General features: G+C 70.0%; 20 protein-coding genes. 12 read left to right on the top strand and 8 right to left on the bottom strand.

The window, feature by feature from the left end; all coding sequences use genetic code 11:
* Positions 1-107: 107 nt before the first annotated feature.
* Complete coding sequence (locus tag ASE12_RS17430) at positions 108-869, bottom strand: isoprenyl transferase (RefSeq protein ID WP_056403530.1); 762 nt, start codon at positions 867-869, stop codon at positions 108-110.
* A 41-nt stretch (positions 870-910) separates the two neighbouring features.
* Between ASE12_RS17430 and ASE12_RS17425 the strand changes: the two genes are divergently transcribed.
* Together ASE12_RS17425 and ASE12_RS17420 are read left to right on the top strand one after the other, a co-directional pair.
* Positions 911-1,612, top strand: coding sequence for a hemolysin III family protein (locus tag ASE12_RS17425; protein ID WP_056403526.1), 702 nt, complete (start codon positions 911-913; stop codon positions 1,610-1,612).
* Between the two features lie 4 nt (positions 1,613-1,616).
* Positions 1,617-2,114 carry a hypothetical protein gene (locus tag ASE12_RS17420; protein WP_056403523.1) on the top strand — a complete coding sequence of 166 codons (498 nt, stop codon included), beginning with the start codon at positions 1,617-1,619 and terminating at the stop codon, positions 2,112-2,114.
* Here ASE12_RS17420 and ASE12_RS17415 read toward each other — a convergent pair.
* A complete protein-coding gene (locus ASE12_RS17415; RefSeq protein WP_056403520.1) occupies positions 2,092-4,089 on the bottom strand; it encodes a thioredoxin domain-containing protein in 1,998 nt (665 codons plus the stop codon). The two genes, ASE12_RS17420 and ASE12_RS17415, sit on opposite strands and share 23 nt — an antisense overlap.
* Before the next feature lie 33 nt (positions 4,090-4,122).
* Between ASE12_RS17415 and ASE12_RS17410 the strand changes: the two genes are divergently transcribed.
* From ASE12_RS17410 to ASE12_RS17400, 3 genes are read left to right on the top strand one after another with little or no spacing between them, the layout of a single operon-like run.
* Complete coding sequence (locus ASE12_RS17410; protein WP_056403517.1) at positions 4,123-4,569, top strand: hypothetical protein; 447 nt, start codon at positions 4,123-4,125, stop codon at positions 4,567-4,569.
* Between the two features lie 12 nt (positions 4,570-4,581).
* Positions 4,582-5,976 (top strand): 3' terminal RNA ribose 2'-O-methyltransferase Hen1, encoded by a 1,395-nt coding sequence (locus tag ASE12_RS17405; protein ID WP_056403515.1) that lies wholly within the window; start codon positions 4,582-4,584, stop codon positions 5,974-5,976.
* Positions 5,973-8,468: a polynucleotide kinase-phosphatase gene (locus ASE12_RS17400; RefSeq protein WP_056403511.1), complete on the top strand. Its 2,496-nt coding sequence runs from the start codon at positions 5,973-5,975 to the stop codon at positions 8,466-8,468. Before ASE12_RS17405 ends, ASE12_RS17400 begins: the two co-directional genes overlap by 4 nt.
* 4 nt (positions 8,469-8,472) lie before the next feature.
* On the opposite strand, the gene ASE12_RS17395 is transcribed toward ASE12_RS17400, so the two are convergent.
* Together ASE12_RS17395 and ASE12_RS17390 are read right to left on the bottom strand one after the other, a co-directional pair.
* A complete protein-coding gene (locus ASE12_RS17395; RefSeq protein WP_056403508.1) occupies positions 8,473-8,658 on the bottom strand; it encodes a hypothetical protein in 186 nt (61 codons plus the stop codon).
* A 66-nt stretch (positions 8,659-8,724) separates the two neighbouring features.
* The gene (locus ASE12_RS17390; RefSeq protein WP_056403505.1) at positions 8,725-9,537 is read right to left on the bottom strand and encodes a helix-turn-helix domain-containing protein; all 813 of its coding nucleotides are present in this window, start codon (positions 9,535-9,537) and stop codon (positions 8,725-8,727) included.
* A 60-nt stretch (positions 9,538-9,597) separates the two neighbouring features.
* On the opposite strand from ASE12_RS17390, the gene ASE12_RS17385 reads away from it, so the two are divergent.
* Complete coding sequence (locus ASE12_RS17385) at positions 9,598-10,035, top strand: DUF3224 domain-containing protein (protein ID WP_056403502.1); 438 nt, start codon at positions 9,598-9,600, stop codon at positions 10,033-10,035.
* A 37-nt stretch (positions 10,036-10,072) separates the two neighbouring features.
* Positions 10,073-10,510, top strand: a complete 438-nt coding sequence (locus tag ASE12_RS17380; RefSeq protein WP_056403500.1) for a DUF3224 domain-containing protein — start codon at positions 10,073-10,075, stop codon at positions 10,508-10,510.
* Here ASE12_RS17380 and ASE12_RS17375 read toward each other — a convergent pair.
* Positions 10,507-11,433 carry a cation diffusion facilitator family transporter gene (locus ASE12_RS17375; protein ID WP_056403497.1) on the bottom strand — a complete coding sequence of 309 codons (927 nt, stop codon included), beginning with the start codon at positions 11,431-11,433 and terminating at the stop codon, positions 10,507-10,509. The two genes, ASE12_RS17380 and ASE12_RS17375, sit on opposite strands and share 4 nt — an antisense overlap.
* A gap of 4 nt (positions 11,434-11,437) precedes the next feature.
* Complete coding sequence (mca, locus tag ASE12_RS17370; RefSeq protein ID WP_056403495.1) at positions 11,438-12,331, bottom strand: mycothiol conjugate amidase Mca; 894 nt, start codon at positions 12,329-12,331, stop codon at positions 11,438-11,440.
* A gap of 88 nt (positions 12,332-12,419) precedes the next feature.
* Between mca and ASE12_RS17365 the strand changes: the two genes are divergently transcribed.
* From ASE12_RS17365 to greA, 3 genes are all read left to right on the top strand, one after another.
* The gene (locus tag ASE12_RS17365) at positions 12,420-13,265 is read left to right on the top strand and encodes an SDR family NAD(P)-dependent oxidoreductase (RefSeq protein WP_162255518.1); all 846 of its coding nucleotides are present in this window, start codon (positions 12,420-12,422) and stop codon (positions 13,263-13,265) included.
* Positions 13,266-13,278: 13 nt separating this feature from the next.
* A complete protein-coding gene (locus ASE12_RS17360; RefSeq protein ID WP_162255517.1) occupies positions 13,279-13,656 on the top strand; it encodes a DUF4307 domain-containing protein in 378 nt (125 codons plus the stop codon).
* A gap of 64 nt (positions 13,657-13,720) precedes the next feature.
* Positions 13,721-14,224 carry a transcription elongation factor GreA gene (gene greA / locus ASE12_RS17355; protein ID WP_056403486.1) on the top strand — a complete coding sequence of 168 codons (504 nt, stop codon included), beginning with the start codon at positions 13,721-13,723 and terminating at the stop codon, positions 14,222-14,224.
* A 222-nt stretch (positions 14,225-14,446) separates the two neighbouring features.
* On the opposite strand, the gene ASE12_RS17350 is transcribed toward greA, so the two are convergent.
* Positions 14,447-15,061: an HD domain-containing protein gene (locus tag ASE12_RS17350; protein ID WP_056403483.1), complete on the bottom strand. Its 615-nt coding sequence runs from the start codon at positions 15,059-15,061 to the stop codon at positions 14,447-14,449.
* A 35-nt stretch (positions 15,062-15,096) separates the two neighbouring features.
* Complete coding sequence (gene ilvA / locus ASE12_RS17345) at positions 15,097-16,224, bottom strand: threonine ammonia-lyase (RefSeq protein WP_235508938.1); 1,128 nt, start codon at positions 16,222-16,224, stop codon at positions 15,097-15,099.
* Between the two features lie 109 nt (positions 16,225-16,333).
* Here ilvA and ASE12_RS17340 point away from each other — a divergent pair, with 109 nt between their 5' ends.
* Positions 16,334-16,816 carry a nucleoside deaminase gene (locus tag ASE12_RS17340; protein ID WP_056403476.1) on the top strand — a complete coding sequence of 161 codons (483 nt, stop codon included), beginning with the start codon at positions 16,334-16,336 and terminating at the stop codon, positions 16,814-16,816.
* 22 nt (positions 16,817-16,838) lie between these two features.
* On the top strand, positions 16,839-17,240 hold the full coding sequence (locus tag ASE12_RS17335) for a VOC family protein (RefSeq protein ID WP_056403473.1): 402 nt from the start codon (positions 16,839-16,841) through the stop codon (positions 17,238-17,240).
* The last annotated feature ends 35 nt before the right edge of the window (positions 17,241-17,275 follow it).

Raw genomic sequence — 17,275 nt, 5'->3', positions numbered from 1 at the left:
TCCACGGTGGCGTTCTTCCGGTCGGGTCGTAGCGAGGCGGGTTGTTCCAGGGAGCCCGATCCCTGCCACTTCTCCACGCGATGAAGTCGACAGGGTACGAGTCGAGCTCACTGACCGAAGCGGCGTTCCCTTGCGGCATACGAGCGCATCGCGCGGAGGAAGTCGACGTGGCGGAACGCGGGCCACAGGGCATCACTGAAGTAGAACTCCGAGTGCACGCTCTGCCACAGCAGGAAGCCCGACAGCCGCTGCTCCCCCGACGTACGGATGACGAGGTCAGGGTCGGGCTGGCCCTTGGTGTAGAGGTGCTCGGCGATGTCGTCGACCTCGAGCGTCTCGGCGACCTCGGCGAGGCTGCGGCCTTTGGACGCCTGGTCCAGCAGCAGCGAGCGCATCGCGTCGGTGAGCTCCTGGCGGCCGCCGTATCCGACGCAGATGTTGACCCGCATGCCCTTGACGCCCGAGGTCGAGTCGGCGAGCCGCTTCATCCGCCCGGCCGACTCGTCGGGCAGCATGTCGAGGTTGCCGATCACCGCGAGCGACCAGCGCTGCTCGGCCGACAGCTTCTCCATCAGGCCCTCGACGGCGGCGAGGATGCTGCCGACCTCCTCGGGCGAGCGCTGGAGGTTGTCGGTCGACAGGAGCCACAGTGTGACGATCTCCACACCCAGCTCGTCGCACCACTGCGCGAACTCCGAGATCTTGTCGGCACCGGCCTGGTAGCCGTGCTCGAACCGGGTGCCGGCGCCCTTGGCCCAGCGCCGGTTGCCGTCGACGATCGCTCCCACGTGGTGCGGGAGGCGGGCGGGATCGAGGCGCTTGACGAGTCGCCGCTCGTACACGCCGTACGCGAGATCGCTCACTCCCATGCGGGCCAGAGTAGTACCCGTCCACGCACTACGCTGTGCGCATGACCGACCGGCAGCCTGAGGGCATCGTGCACGAGGCGACCGACCGGATCCGCGAGACCGTCGACGAGATCAAGCCCAAGCTGCGCGGGTGGCTGCATGCCATCACCCTGCCCCTGGCGTTCTTCGCGTTCATCGTCATGCTGGTCATCTCCGACGACATCCTGGTGCGCATCGGCGTGGCGGTGTTCATGGTCAGCTCGATGCTGCTGTTCGGCGTCAGCGCGGTCTACCACCGCGGCACCTGGAACGACCGGGTCAAGGGTTTCTGGAAACGCTTCGACCACGCCAACATCTTCCTGCTCATCGCCGGGTCCTACACGCCGTTCTCGCTGCTCCTGCTGTCCAAGCAGCACGCGGCGATCATGCTCTCCCTCGTGTGGGGCGGCGCGTTGCTCGGCGTCGCGTTCAAGATCTTCTGGATCGGCGCCCCGCGCTGGCTGTACGTGCCGCTCTACCTGCTGCTGGGCTGGGCCGCGGTGCTCTACTTCCCCGAGTTCGTCGACAACGCCTCGACCGCGGTGCTCGTCCTGTTGATCACCGGCGGCGCGCTCTACTCGCTGGGCGCCGTCGTCTATGGGTTCAAGTGGCCCGATCCGTCGCCGAAGTACTTCGGCTTCCACGAGATCTTCCACGCGTTCACGATCGCGGCGTTCATCGTGCACTACATCGGCGTCAGCCTGCTGGCGTACCAGAAGCACTGACCGCGTGACCCGACGAAACCGGCCGCCCAGCCGCGACGAGGCGGCCGACCGCATCTCCGCGTACGTCTACGGCAACATCCTGGTGCTGTCGTCGCTCATCGTGCTCTACAACAAGGACGTACGCAGCGGCGCCGGGCTCGCGATCGTGCTGGGCACCGCGGTGTCCACGTTCGCCGCGCACGCGTACTCCGAGTGGTTGGGATCCGCGGTGCGCGAAGGCGGGCACGCGTCGCTGCCGGTCGTGCTGCGCGACAGCCTTCCGATCATGTCGGCGGCGTCGGGGCCTGCGGTGTTCATGGCCGTCGGCGCCTTCGAGTGGCTGCCCGCCAAGGTCTGCCTCGAGCTGGCCGAAGCCTGGGTCATCGCGCGCATCGCCGCCACGGGATTCGCACTCGGCCGTCTTCAAGGGCGACCCGTCACGGCAATCACGTGGATCGCGTCGCTCGCCCTCGCGGCGGTTGCCTTCGCGATCGTCGGGCTCAAGCTCGCGCTGGCCCACTGACCGAGCTCAGCAGCTCGTCGGGGTCCGTCACGGGCTGACGACAGACGAAGCCCTCACAGACGTACGCCGCGGGGCGACCGCCGACGAGGTCGCGCTGCTGGAACAGCGGGATCGCGAGACCGACGTCGCCGGCGATCACCACGGCACCCGGCGAGGCCAGCCGCACCGCTGCATGGTGGAGCGCGGCACGGTCCTCGCGCGGACCGACGACGGCGACCTCCAGGGGCCCGGCGACGACGGCCTCAGCGGCCGCCAGCGTCCAGCCGGCGAAGCGCGGGACCTGCGTCGCGATGTTCGCCGCCGACGCGATGCCGGACTCCGCGGCCGCGCGATAGCCGTGCTCGCCGGTGATGGCAGCGAACGACAGCAGCGCGGCGACGGCCGCCGACGTGCCGGAGGGGTACGCGTTGTCAGAGGCGTCCTTCGGGCGTACGACGAGGTTCTCGGAGTCGTCGGCGGTGTCGAAGAAGCCGCCCTCGGGGTCCACGAAGTGCTCCACGACCCGGTCGAGCAGCAGCCGCGCACGGTCGAGCCACACCGCCTCGCCGGTGATGCCGAGCACCGCGATGAACGCCTCGGCCACCGCGCCGTGGTCCTCCAGCACCGCCGAGTTGCCGCCGGCGACACCGTCGCGTGAGGTCCGCGCGAAGCCGTCGGCCAGGTGCACGTCGACCAACAGCTGCGCCGCCGCGACGGCGGCGTCGGCGAAGTCGGGCTCGTCGAGCAGCACCGCCGCCTCGGCCAGCGCCGTGATCGCCAGCCCGTTCCACGACGCCACGACCTTGTCGTCGCGCGCCGGCCTGGTGCGCTCAGCGCGGGCGGCGAGGAGCGTCGTGCGTACGCGATGCCAGCGCTCGGCGTCGTCAGGGTCCACCCGGAGCTGCAGGGTCGAGAAGCCCCGCTCGAACGTGCCCGGCCCCGTGACCCCCAGCAGCTGGGCGGCCCAGGCCCCGTCGTCGGCGCCGAGCAGCCGCATGAGCTGGTTGGGGTTCCACACGTAGAAGGTGCCCTCGTGGCCGTCGCTGTCGGCATCGAGCGCCGACGCGAACCCACCCTCGGGCGTACGCAGCTCGTCGAGCATGAACCGGGCGGTCTCGCGCGCGATCCGCTCGGCGAGCGGCGAGCCGGACTGCCGCCACCAGTGCAGGTAGACCCGCAGGAGCAACGCGTTGTCGTAGAGCATCTTCTCGAAGTGCGGCACCCGCCAGAACCGGTCGACGCTGTAGCGCGCGAACCCGCCCGACAGCTGGTCGTACATGCCGCCCCGCGCCATCGCCTCGCACGATCCCGCGACCATCGCAAGCGCCTGCTCCGAGCCGGTACGTGCGGCGTTGCGCAGCAGGAACTCCAGCACCATCGACGGCGGGAACTTGGGGCTCGTGCCGAATCCGCCGGCCTCCACGTCGTACTGCTTGGCCAGCTCGGCGACCGCCTCGTCGAGCTCGTCGGGCCCCAGGGGCCCACCCACCGTGTCGGTGTTCTGCCGGAGGTGCTCGAGCACGTCGCCGCTGACCTTCAGCACCTCGTCGCGCCGGTCACGCCAGGCCTCCGCGAGCGCCTGCAGCACCTGCGTGAACGCCGGCGCACCCTGCCGCGGCTCGGGCGGGAAGTACGTACCGGCGAAGAACGGCTCACCCGTCGGCGTCAGCACGCACGTCATGGGCCAACCGCCCTGGCCCGTCATCGCGGTGGTCGCCTTCATGTAGACCGCGTCGATGTCGGGCCGCTCCTCGCGGTCCACCTTGATGTTGACGAAGTGGTCGTTCATGTACGCCGCCGTCGCCGCGTCCTCGAACGACTCGTGCGCCATGACGTGGCACCAGTGGCACGCGGCGTAGCCCACGCTCAGCAGGATCGGCCGGTCCAGCTCCTGGGCGACGGCCAGCGCCTCGTCGCTCCACTCCCACCAGTCGACCGGGTTGTCGGCGTGCTGCTGGAGGTAGGGACTGGTGGCCTGCGCGAGGCGATTCGGCATACCGCCAGCCTAGGTGCGTGGTTCCATGTCGGCATGGCGCGTTCGAGTCCGGCGGCGAGTGCAGCCCTCATCGCCCTCGGCGTGCACGTCGGGGTCGGCATTCCGATCTACTTCTGGGCCGGCCTTTCGACATACTTCATGAACGACCTGCCCACCGCGCACGACAACGTCAGCTATCTGCGATGGGGCGTCATCTCGGCGCTGCTGTCGGCCACGGCACTCGTGCTCCTGTCCGTCAGGAATCCTCGAGGGACGTGGCGTGCCATCGCGTTCGCGGCAGCGACGGCTGCCGTGCCCAACGGTGCCTGGCTTGCCTTCTTCTTCGGCACCCAGATCTCGGATCTGGGCGATGACTCGGGGACGACCTACGACGCGATGTCGACCTCGACCGTGCGCTCGATCGCCACTGCCTGCGTGGTGGCAGCCGTCATCGGGCTGGTCGTCGCCGTCGTGAGCCGACCACGCCGCGCCCACGCCTGACACACTGTCCCGGTGCTCCTGACCATCTCCGCCTCGCGATCGGACGTCCTCGACGACGCCTCCGACCTGGGCTTCCTGCTGCACAAGCACCCCGACCGGCTGCAGAAGTTCGACGTGCACGGCGGTCAGGCGCACGTGTTCTATCCCGAGTCCGGCCCGGAGCGGTGCACGGCTGCGCTGCTGCTCGAGATCGACCCCATCGCGCTCGTACGCGGCAAGGGTCGGCACTTCGACGGCTTCTCGCTGGCCCAGTACGTCAACGACCGCCCGTACGCCGCGTCGTCGCTGCTGTCCGTCGCGATGGGCAAGGTGTTCCGCACCGCGCTCAGCGGGCGGTGCGAGAGCAAGCAGGAGCTCGCCGATGCCGACCTGCCGCTGACGATCGCCATCCCCGCAGTCCCGGGCGGCAGCGATCTCGTCACGCGGTTGTTCGCACCGATGGGCTGGACCGTCGACGCCGAGACGCTCCCGCTCGATCCCGAGGTGCCGGACTGGGGTGACTCCTCGTACGTACGCCTGAGGCTGACCGGGACGATGCGGCTCGCGGCGGCGCTCAACCACCTCTACGTCCTGCTGCCCGTGCTCGACGACGCCAAGCACTACTGGGTCTCCGACGACGAGGTCGACAAGCTCCTGCGCGCCGGCGCGGGGTGGCTCGCCGAGCACCCCGAACGCGAGCTGATCTCGCGTCGCTACCTCGCGCACCAGCGATCCATGACCGACGAGGCACGCACGCGCCTGGCCGAGCTGGACGGTGAGGTCGTCGCCGACGTCGAGGAGACGGAGCGGCCGCGCCCTCTCGTCGCGCTCAGGCACGACGCCGTCATCAGCGCCCTCACCGAGGCACGCCCCGCCTCCGTGGTCGACCTCGGCTGCGGCCCCGGCGCGCTGATCGGGAAGCTGCTCGACATCCAGGGCATCGACCGGGTCATCGGCACCGAGGTCAGCGACGCCGCCCTGCGCCAGGCCGCCCGTCGCCTGCACGTCGACGCGATGACCGAGCGCCAGGCCGATCGGCTCTCGCTCTGGCTCTCGTCGCTGCAGTACCAGGACGCCCGCCTGACCGGCCTCGACGCCGCAGTCCTCATGGAGGTCATCGAGCACATCGATCCGGAGCGGGTGCCCGCCGTGACCGCCAACGTGTTCGGGTTCACGCGACCCCGCACCGTCGTGGTCACGACGCCCAACGCCGAGCACAACGTCCGCTACGAGGCGCTGGCCGCCGGCGCCATGCGGCACCCCGACCACCGCTTCGAGTGGACCCGCTCCGAGTTCGCGTCGTGGGCCGCTGCCGCCGGCGAGGCGTACGGCTACACCGTCGAGCACCGCCCGGTCGGACCCGTCGACGACGAGGTCGGGCCGGCGACGCAGCTCGCCCTCTTCACCCGCACGGAGGTGGCCTCATGACGACGCTGGGGATCCCCGAGACGTCGCTCGTGGTGCTGGTCGGCGTCAGCGGCTCGGGCAAGTCGACGTTCGCCGCGAAGCACTTCAAGCCGACCGAGATCGTGTCGAGCGACTTCTGCCGCGGGCTCGTGGCGGACGACGAGAACGACCAGGCCGCCACCAAGGACGCCTTCGAGGTGCTCGAGTTCATCGTCGGCAAGCGGCTCGAGCTCGGCCGGCTCACCGTCGTCGACGCGACGAACGTGCAGCCCGGCGCCCGCAAGAGTCTCGTCGCGCTGGCCAAGGCCCACGACGTCCTGCCCGTCGCCGTCGTGCTGGACCTGCCGACCGGCGTCAGCGTCGAGCGCAACGCCGCACGCGAGGACCGCGACTTCGGCGCCCACGTCGTCAAGCGTCAGCACGACCAGCTCCGCCGGTCGCTCAAGGGCCTCAAGCGAGAAGGCTTCCGTACGGTCCACACGCTCAGCTCCGTCGAGGAGGTCGAGGCGGCGACGTTCGAGCGCCAGAAGCTCATGAACGACCTGCGGGACCAGACCGGTCCGTTCGACGTCATCGGCGACGTGCACGGCTGCCGCCTCGAGCTCGAGGAGCTGCTCGCCGAGCTCGGCTACGACCTCGTACGCGACGACACCGGCCGCCCCGTCGACGCCAGCCACCCTGACGGCCGCCGCGTCGTGTTCGTCGGCGACCTCGTCGATCGCGGCCCGGACTCCCCCGGCGTCCTGCGCCTCGCGATGGGCATGGTCCGCGCCGGCCACGCCCTCTGCGTCTCCGGCAATCACGAGGCCAAGCTCAACCGCGCGCTCGGCAAGCGGAGCGTCACGCTCAGCCACGGCCTCGAGCGCACGATGGAGCAGCTCGCACAGGAGCCCGAGGAGTTCGTCGAGGACGTGCGCCGCTTCGTCGACGGGCTCATCGCCCACTACGTGCTCGACGAGGGCAATCTCGTCGTCGCGCACGCGGGGCTCAAGGAGAGCTATCACGGCCGGGCCTCGGGCCGGGTGCGCTCGTTCGCCCTGTACGGCGACACCAGCGGCGAGACCGACGAGTACGGGCTGCCGGTCCGCTACCCGTGGGCCGAGGACTACCGCGGCAAGGCGATGGTGCTCTACGGCCACACGCCGGTTCCCGAGACCGAGTGGATCAACAACACCCTGTGCCTCGACACCGGCTGCGTGTTCGGCGGCGCGCTGACCGCGCTGCGCTATCCCGAGCGCGAGGTCGTGTCCGTCGACGCCCACGAGGTCTACTACGAGCCCGTACGCCCGCTGGCTCCGCCTCCGCGCGATCCCGACATCCTCCGGCTCGACGACGTGCTCGGACCGCGGGTCATCGAGACCGCGCACATGGGCCGGGTGTCGCTGCGTGAGGAGAACGCCGCCGGGGCGCTCGAGGTCATGAGCCGGTTCGCGGTCGATCCGTCGCGCCTGGTCTACCTCCCGCCGACGATGGCCCCGTGCGACACGTCGGCGCTCGAGGACCACCTCGAGCACCCGGTCGAGGCGTTCACCCACTTCGCCAGGACGGGGATCGACCAGGTCGTCTGCGAGGAGAAGCACATGGGCTCGCGGGCGGTCGTGCTCGTGCGCCGCGACGCGACCGGCGTGATCCACACGCGTACCGGCCGTTCCTTCTTCGACGCCGGCACCGAGTCGGCCATGCTCGCGGCCTGCGCCGCGGCGGCGACGTCGGCCGGGCTGTGGGACGAGCTCGGCTCCGACTGGGTCCTGCTCGACACCGAGATCATGCCGTGGTCGGCCAAGGCGATCGACCTGATCCGCAGCCAGTACGCCGCGGTGGGCGCGGCCGCCCGCTCAGCCCTGCCGGCCGCCCTCGACGCCCTGGCCGCCGCCGCATCGCGTGGCCTCGACGTCGGTGAGCTCGCCGCGCGTACGGGGCAGCGCGCCGACGACGCGGAGGCGTTCGCCGCGGTCTACCGGCGCTACTCCTGGCCCGTCGACGGCACGGAGGGCCTGCGCATCGCGCCGTTCCAGGTGCTCGCGAGCGAGGGCACCACGTACGAGACCCGCGATCACGGCTGGCACCTCGGCATCGCCGACCGGCTCGTCGATGCCGATCCGGCGCTGTTCGCGCCGACCCGCCGCCTGGTCGTCGACACGGCGGACGCCACGTCGATCGCTGCCGGCGTCGACTGGTGGCAGGCACTGACCGCCGAGGGCGGCGAAGGCATGGTCGTCAAGCCGCTCGCCAACCTGGTGCGCGGTCCCAAGGGGCTCGTGCAGCCCGGGGTCAAGGTGCGCGGCCGCGAGTACCTGCGACTGATCTACGGCCCCGACTACACGACGCCGGCGAACCTCTCGCGCCTGCGCAACCGCAACCTCGGCCACAAGCGGTCGATGGCTCTGCGCGAGTACGCCCTGGGGCTCGAGGCGTTGCGGCGACTCACCACCGGTGCTCCGGTGTGGCAGGTGCACGAGTGCGTGTTCGCGATCCTCGCGATGGAGTCCGAGCCGGTCGACCCGAGGCTGTGACCGGCTAGCGGTCCTCGTGCTCCCAGGGCTGCTGCGCCTTCTTGGAGTGACGGAGGAACGACCGCGCCAGGAAGTAGGTCGCGACGCAGAGGGCCACCACGATGCCGAGCGCGAGCCATCCGGGCTTGACGTCGTCGTCGGTGAAGGCCGGCTCGGCCGTGACGAAGGAGGCGATCGCGTACACGTTCATGCCTCCAGAGTAGTCGCCGCTGGTTTCGACGCCTCGGCCGCGGGCGGCTCAACCAACGGGCAACGGTCAGGCCTGTTTCGCGTACGTCGCGGGTGGCGTGCCCACCACGGCCGTGAACGCGCGGGTCAGGTGCGCCTGGTCGCTGAAGCCGAGCTCGGTCGCCAGCGCGGCCCAGTCAGTGCGCGTGCCGGCATGCGCGGCGGCTGCGGCGTCGAGCATCCGGAAGCGCTGCACGACCCACTTGGGACCGATCCCGAGGTAGGCCGTGAACTGCCGCTGCAGCGTGCGCAGGCTGACACCGGCGAGGTCGGCGAGCTGCTCGGCGCGGATCAGCGACCGGTCGTGCTCGGCACGATCGACGAGCGCGTTGAGCTCGTCGGCGTACGGATCGGCGGTGACGTCGAGCCGGTCGAGATAGGCCTCGAGCGCCGCGACCATCCCCTCGTCGGTGACGTCCGACCCCAGGATCTCGGCGGCAGCAGGTGAGTCGTCGTGACTCACCTGGTCACCGATCGGCACGGTCAGTCCCGACACCGTGCTCAGGTCGGCGCCGAGCACCGCACGGAAGCTCGCCGGCTTGAACGCCGCGCCCAGCACATGGCCCGTGCCGGTGAGCGTACGGACGAACGGCTCGCGGGTGATGCCGTTGACCAGCAGCCTGGGCGCACCGTCGAACGGCTCGGCCGACACGTGCACGAACGGCTGCGGGATGACCTGCTGGTCGAACGGCTCGGGGCACTCCCACCGGACGATCCAGTGGTACTGGATGAACGGCTGCCAGCGCTCCGCCGGCACGACCCGGCGGATGTCGATGTGCTGCGCGGCAGCGGTCGGCCGCACGATCGCGGAGTCTCCCCTGCCTGCCGGTTCTGACGTCATGGGACCCAGTGTCGCGTTTGTCCAAGACAGTTCCGGGCGCCGCCTCCTAGCGTCGGGGCCATGAGCAGAGCACACACCACATCAGGCACGTTCACCGTCACGTCATGGGAGGAGAAGGTCGTCGTCGACATCGACGGCGAGGGCACCGAGATCAACGGTGTCACCTATCCGAAGCGCGGCTTCTCGCGCGCCGACACGACGTACACGTACTCCGGCGACATCGAGGGCACCAGCACCGTCGCGTACCTCATCTCGTACAACGAAGGCTTCGCGCCGGTCACCGGTTTCGAGCGCTTCGAGGGCTCGATCGACGGGCACGACGGCTCCCTCGTGTTCCAGCACGTCGGCGACCACGACGCCGAGGCCGTGCGCGCGACGCTGACGATCGTCGAGGGACTCGGCACCGGCGGCCTCGAGCGCATGACCGGCGAGGCGACGATCGAGCTCGCGGGGCACAGCGACGACGGCTACCCGATCACGCTGAGCTACGACCTGTGAACGTGCCGACGGCCACGATCGGGAGGACAGTGATCGCATGAGCACCGAGACGACAGGACGATTCATGCCGACCGGCTGGGACGAGTCGGTCATCGAGGACATCGACGGCGAGGGTGAGACCAAGAACGGCACCTACTACCCCAGCCGTGGCGTCACGACCGCCAAGGTCACCTTCCGGTACACCGGCGACGTCGAGGGCACCGGTGCGACGACGTACCTCTTCGCGTACCGCGACAGCAAGGCCGGTCACGCCGACATCGTCGGCTACGAGCGCTTCACCGGGACGATCGGCGGCCGGACGGGGTCGTGCGTGTTCCGGCACACCGGCTCGTACGAGGACGGTGCCGTCAGCGACCACGTCGAGGTGCTGCCGGGTCTCGGCACCGACGAGCTGGCCGACCTCACCGGCTCGGCCGACGTCTCGATGGCCGGGCCGCCGCCCGAGGGCGGCTACGAGTTCACGCTGACGAGCTAGATCGAGTCGAGGTCGGGGTTGGGCGGCTGTCCGGGACGCGACACCGTCAGCACCGCCTCGACCACCGACTCGTCGGTCTCGAGCTCGCTCTCCAGCATGCGGAGGTGGTCGGCGACGCTGGACTCGACGTCGTCGCCGACCAGGTCGACGCTCGCGACGAGATAGACCCGGCGCGGGCCGACGAACTCCATGTGGAGGTAGCCGACGCTCGACACCCCGGCCATCGCCGCGAGCCGGGCCCGAGCGGCGTCGAGGAGCATCGGCGACGCCTCCATGCCGACGAGGAAGCGGCGGTTGCGGTCGATCAGCACGATCGCGACGACCGCGAGCAGGACGCCGACCAGGATCGAGCCGATCGCGTCGGGTGTCGGCGAGCCGGTGACCTGGTGCAGCGCGATGCCGGCCCCGGCGATGAGGATCCCGATCAGCGCGGCCGCGTCCTCGGCGAACACCGCCCGCAGCGTCGGGTCGGAGGTCTGCAGGGCGTGCTGGAGCAGCTCGCGGTCGATCGTCGACGCCTCGCGGCCGACCTGCCGGAACGCCTGCGCGAACGACACCCCTTCGAGCACGAACGCGATGCCCAGCACGACGTACGCGACGACGAAGTCCGACGCCTCGCCCGGGTCGATGAGCTCCTGGACACCGTGGGTGATCGACACCGCGGCGCCGGCGACGAACAGGCCGAGCGCCGCGAACATCGACCAGACGTACGCCTCACGGCCGTAGCCCAGCGGGTGCGAGTGGTCCGGGCGGCGCTGCGACCGCCGGTCGGCGACAAGCAGGAACACCTCGTTGCCGGCATCGGCCCACGAGTGCGCCGCCTCGGCGACCATCGACGCCGAGCCGGTGAACATCGCCGCGGCCGACTTCGCCAACGCGACGAGCGCGTTGGCGAGCAGGGCGATGACGACCGTGAGGTTCATGCGCCTAGGGCAGCGAAGCGTCCGTCTCGCGCAGCCCGGCGAACAGGTCGTCCTCGGGGACGCTCGTCTCGACCTTGGAGTCGACGAGCTGGTAGTCCTCGGTCGGCCACGCCTCGGCCTGGATCTCGTGCGGGATCGCGAACCAGAAGCCGTTGGGGTCGATCTGCGTGGCATGGGCCAGCAGCGCCTGGTCGCGGACGCCGAAGTAGTCGGCGCACTCGACGCGGGTCGTCAGGCGTGCCTCGTCCTCGGGCTTGCGCTCCCAGTCCTTGAAGCGGTCCTCGTAGGGGTTCTCGAGCCCATGGGCCACCATCGCGTTGGCGATCGCCTCCATGCGCTTCCAGCTCCAGCCCAGGTGGTAGTAGAGCTTGGACACCTGCCACGGCTCGCCGGCGTCGGGATAGCGGTCAGGGTCGGCGGCCGCCTCGTACGCGTAGACGCTGATCTCGTGGCACTTGATGTGGTCGGGGTGCGGGTAGCCGCCGTTCTCGTCGTACGTCGTGAGGACGTGCGGCCTGAACGAACGGATCAGGCGTACGAGCGGCTCTGCGGCCTCCTCGATCGGCACGAGAGCGAAGCAGCCCTCGGGCAGCGGCGGCTTCGGGTCGCCCTCGGGCCAGCCGGAGTCGACGAAGCCGAGCCAGTCCTGCTTGACGCCGAGGATCTCGCGGGCGCGCTCCATCTCCTCGCGGCGGATCTCCGTGATCAGCTCCGGGTTGTCGACGATGCCGGGGTGCTCGAAACCGGGGTTGAGGATCGAGCCGCGCTCACCGCCCGTGCACGTGGCGACGTGGACGTCGACGCCCTCGGCGACGTACTTCGCCGTCGACGCCGCTCCCTTGCTCGACTCGTCGTCTGGATGGGCGTGTACGTGCATGAGGCGCAGCTGGTCGACCACGGTTCTCCTTCGAAGGCTCGAGCAAAATCCTCGCACTGTCTCCAACATCGTGTGCAGCCCGGGTTGTTCCATCCGCCATACTCACGGAATGACAACTCCCGATGCCGTGATCGTGACCGGCGCCTCGACCGGGATCGGCAAGGCCATGGTCGACAACTTCGCCGCCAACGGCATCCGTGTGTTCGCCGCGGTGCGCGACCTGACCACGGTCGACGAGCACGCGCTCGTCACGCCCGTACGGCTCGACGTCACGTCGGCCCAGGAAGCCCTCGACGCCGCCGACCTCGTCCGCGGAGCGCTGGGGCCAGACACCCGCCTGCGCGGCATCGTCAACAACGCCGGCATCGCGGTCGGTGGCCCACTGGAGTTCCTCGACCTCGACGACCTGCGCCGCCAGCTCGAGGTCAACGTCGTCGGCCAGCTCGCCGTGACCCAGGCCTTCCTGCCGCTGCTGCGCGAGCACGGCAAGGGTCGCATCGTGTTCACCAGCTCGATCGGCGGACGCGTCGCCGCGCCGTTCATCGGGCCCTACGCCGCGTCGAAGCACGCCCTCAACGGCATGGCCGAGTCCCTGCGCCGTGAGCTCAAGCCGTGGGGCATCGGCGTCTCGGTGCTCGCCCCCGCGACGGTGTCGACCCCGATCTGGGACAAGGCCGGCGCCGACATCGACGAGATCGAGGGCAAGCTGCCGGCCAAGGCGCTCGAGCTCTACGGCGAGGCGATCACGGCGATGCGGTCGATCTCGGCGGACGCCCGGCACAGTGGCATCCCCGCGTCGAAGGTCGCCGAGGCGGCGCACCACGCGGTGTTCGCGCGGCGGGCCAAGGCGGAGTACCTCGTCGGCACCGAGGCCAAGATGATCGCCACCGCGTCGAACGTGCTGCCGTTCCGCACGTTCGACAAGGCCGTACGGAAGCAGATGTTCGGCTCCTGAGACAATGGCAGGCGTGACCGACCTCAGCTCCCGCTATGGCACCCGGACCCGACCCCGGTGGTTCTGGCCCGCCATCGCGGCGATCGGCATCGCGATCGGCGTCTCGTTCGCGGCGTGGGTGGGCTTCCAGGACGAGCCGGTCAAGGGCCGCCTCTGGGGATACGACGTCAAGAGCGACCACCTGGTGACCCTCAAGGTCGACGTGATCCGCCCCGATCCCCTCGCCGTGCGCTGCACCGTCTACGCCCAGGCGGCCGACCACTCGATCGTCGGCGAGAAGACCGTCGACGTCGCCGCCGGCAAGGCCGAAAAGACTCGCATCACGATCGATGTGCAGACCGAGCGAAAGGCCGTCACCGGCGTCCTGAAGACATGTGAACCTCGCGGTTGAGTGCTAACGTTGGAGGTTCACCCCGGGCGTACGCCTGGGGTGCAGCACGTAGAGGAGCGCTCACATGACTCAGCCCACAGAGACCGACACCATCTGGGTGACCCAGGAGGCTTACGCGCGTCTGCAGCAGGAGCTGGAGCACCTGAAGGGCGACGTACGCGCCGACATCACGGCCAAGATCGCCGCTGCCCGCGACGAGGGTGACCTCAAGGAGAACGGCGGCTACCACGCCGCACGCGAGGAGCAGGGCAAGACCGAGGCCCGCATCCGCCAGCTCGAGGACATGCTGCGGCGTGCCGAGGTCGGCGACAAGCCTGCCGACGACGGCCTGGTCGAGGCCGGCATGATCGTCACGATCCGCTTCAAGGGCGACACCGACACCGAGCAGTTCCTGCTCGGCTCGCGCGAGCTGCTCAGCATGGACTCGAGCGTCGACATCGACGTCTACTCGCCGACCTCGCCGCTCGGTGCCGCGATCCTCGGCAAGCACAAGGGCGACGAGGCGACCTACGAAGCGCCCAACGGCAAGAACATCACCGTCGAGGTCGTCGACGCCAAGCCGTTCTGACCCCGTGGCCGCTGGAGCGGTGACTCAGGTCGAACGTCGCGACGGTGCCGGTGACCTAGGTCGAATCGCGGACCAGAACCGGTGGCTGTGGTCGAACCTGGGCGCTGCCGGTTCGACTCAGGTCACCGCCCCTGCAGGACCGGTGACTCAGGTCGAACCACGCCGCGGCGCCGGTGACTCAGGTTGAACGAGAGACCTGCCGGTTCGACTCAGGTCACCGCCTCACCAGCCGAGGTCGCGGGCGGCGATCTCCATGCCGGTGATGCCATGCACCTCGCGCTCGTGGATGACGACGCCGGCCATCCCAAAACGCGGCGCTGCGGCCGAATCGTTGACCCGTTCGATGATGTGGTCGACCAGGACCGTCTCGAGGTTCAGCCGGGGCCATTCCGCGTGGACGGCGTCCTGGAGCTCCCGCTGCGGTTCTTCGGCCCGGCCGAAGTCGGCGACGATCCCGGCCCGGACGACCCTCGGCAAGGCACCGCGACGCTCCGCCAGGCCGCCAGAGGTGTGCAGGGCGATCGCGTCCCACACCTGCTCGGTGTCACCCTCGCTCACCCCCAGGCCGAGCAAGGTCTCGGCGGCGATGTCGGCACCCTCGATCTCGAACCGCTCCCGACCCGGGGCCAGTGCACTGGCGCCCAGCTCGTGCAGCAGCGTCGCCGCGAAGATGAGGATCTCCGGCGCCTGATCCAGGAGCCCCGCGGACTCGGCGTACGAGCGGGCATGCCAATAGCTGCGCATGCTGTGGTTGAACAGCGACACGTCCTGGCTGTCGCGCGACGTCGTGAGGATCGCGGCAGCGATCGGGGTGGCCGGCAGGTCGAAGGTACGCACAGAGGTCGCCTTTCGAGTGTCAAGCGGTCGTGGGTTCAGACGAGCTCGTAGCCGAGCTCGACCAGGCGGTCGTGGATCTCGGCGCGGTGCTGGGGCCCGCGCGTCGCGACCTGGACGTCGACGTCGACCTGGCCGACGCCCAACGTCTCGGAGGCCCGGTCATGGTTGACGTTGAGCACGTTGACCTGCATCTCGGCGAGATCGGTGAGCAGGCGCATCAGCTCGCCGGGCCGGTCGGAGATGCGGGCGCGGAACAGCAGGAACCGACCCGCCGCCGCCAGGCCGTGACGGATGACGTCGAGCAGCACGAGGGCGTCGATGTTGCCGCCCGACAGCACCGCGACGACCGGCCCCTCGAACGCGTCCGGCTGCTCGAGGATCGCCGCCACGGCAGCGGCGCCGGCGGGCTCGACCAACAGCTTGGCGCGCTCCAGCAACGAGATGAGCGCACTGCTCATCGACTCCTCGCTGACCGTCAGCACCTCGTGGCACAGCGACTCGAGGATCCCGTACGGGATGTCTCCCGGCATCGCGACCGAGATGCCGTCGGCCATCGTGATGCCCATCGGCGACGTGACCGGCTTGCCGGCCGCGAGCGACGGCGGATAGGCGGCGGCGTCCTTGGCCTGCACGCCGACGATCCGCAGGTCGGGCCGCTCGGTGCGCAGCAGCGCGATCCCGGCCGCGAGTCCCCCGCCACCGAGCGGGACCAGGATCGTCTTGACGTCGGGCAGCTGCTCGAGGATCTCGAGCCCGAGCGTGCCCTGGCCGGCGATGATGTCCTCGTGGTCGAAGGGGTGGATCAGCACGGCACCCGTACGCTCGGCGAACTCGCGAGCGGCGACCAGCGCCTCGGTCACGCCCGTGCCGTGGAAGTGGATGTCGGCGCCGTAGCCCTCGGTCGCCGCGACCTTGGGCAGCGCCGCGCCGATCGGCATGAAGATCGTGGCCTTGATGCCGAGCAGCGACGCCGCGAGCGCGACGCCCTGTGCGTGGTTGCCGGCACTCGCAGCGACGACGCCGCGGGCGCGCTCGTCCTCGCTGAGCCGCGAGATGCGGACGTACGCTCCGCGGATCTTGAACGAGCCGGTGCGCTGGAGGTTCTCGGCCTTGAGGAACACCTGCGTCGACGTCCGCGAGCTGAGCCAGCGCGAGTGCGCCATGGGGGTCACCTCGGTGACTCCTTGGAGTAGCTCGCGGGCGGCCCTCACATCATTCAGATCCACCTCTCCAACGTAGTGGCTGCGCCGGGGCGGCGGTACGTTCGACCCCATGGTGAATGACGACGACCTGCGACACCTGCGACGCTGCATCGAGCTCGCCGCCGAGGCCATCGAGGCCGGCGACGAGCCCTTCGGCTCGGTCCTCGTGGGCGGTGACGGCACGGTGCTCGCCGAGGACCGCAACCGCGAGACCTCCGAGCGCGACCAGACCCGGCATCCCGAATTCGCACTCGCGCGGTGGGCCGCCGGTCACCTGGACGCCGAGCAGCGTGCAGCCGCGACGGTCTACACGTCGGGCGAGCACTGCCCCATGTGCGCCGCGGCGCACGGCTGGGTGGGCCTCGGCCGGATCGTCTTCGCCAGCTCGTCCGCCCAGACCAGCGCCTGGCTCGGCGACCTCGGCGTCGGCCCCTCACCCGTCAGGGCGATCCCGATCCAGGACGTCGCGCCCGGCGTCGCCGTCGACGGCCCGGTGCCCGGTCTCGACGAGGAGGTCCACGAGCTGCACCGGCGCTACCGGCAGCGCACCTGACCCCCTGGCCTAGGCTCGCGCCGTGCACATCGAGCTCTTCACGATCGTCGTCGACGACTACGACCCTGCGATCGACTTCTTCGTCCGCGTCCTGCAGTTCGAGCTCGTCGAGGACACGCCGTCCCTGACGAACGACGGCCGCGAGAAGCGATGGGTCGTCGTACGCCCTCCGGGCGCCCAGACCGCGATACTCCTCGCCCGTGCCGATGGCGAGCGCCAGGCAGCTGTGGTCGGCGACCAGCTCGCCGGCCGCGTCGGGTTCTTCCTCCGCGTCGACGACTTCGACGAGGCGTACGAGCGGATGGTGGCCCACGACGTGAGGTTCGTGGGCGAGCCCCGCGACGAGGCGTACGGACGGGTCGCGGTGTTCCAGGACCTCGCCGGCAACCGTTGGGACCTGCTCGGACCTGCGGCGGTCCAGTAGCACCACCATTTGGTTGCACCACACAACCTGATATA

It is taken from the genome of Aeromicrobium sp. Root236, assembly GCF_001428805.1.
GTDB lineage: Bacteria > Actinomycetota > Actinomycetes > Propionibacteriales > Nocardioidaceae > Aeromicrobium.
Note: the sequence above shows the minus strand (reverse complement) of the source record. Positions and strands in the feature narration are given on the sequence as shown.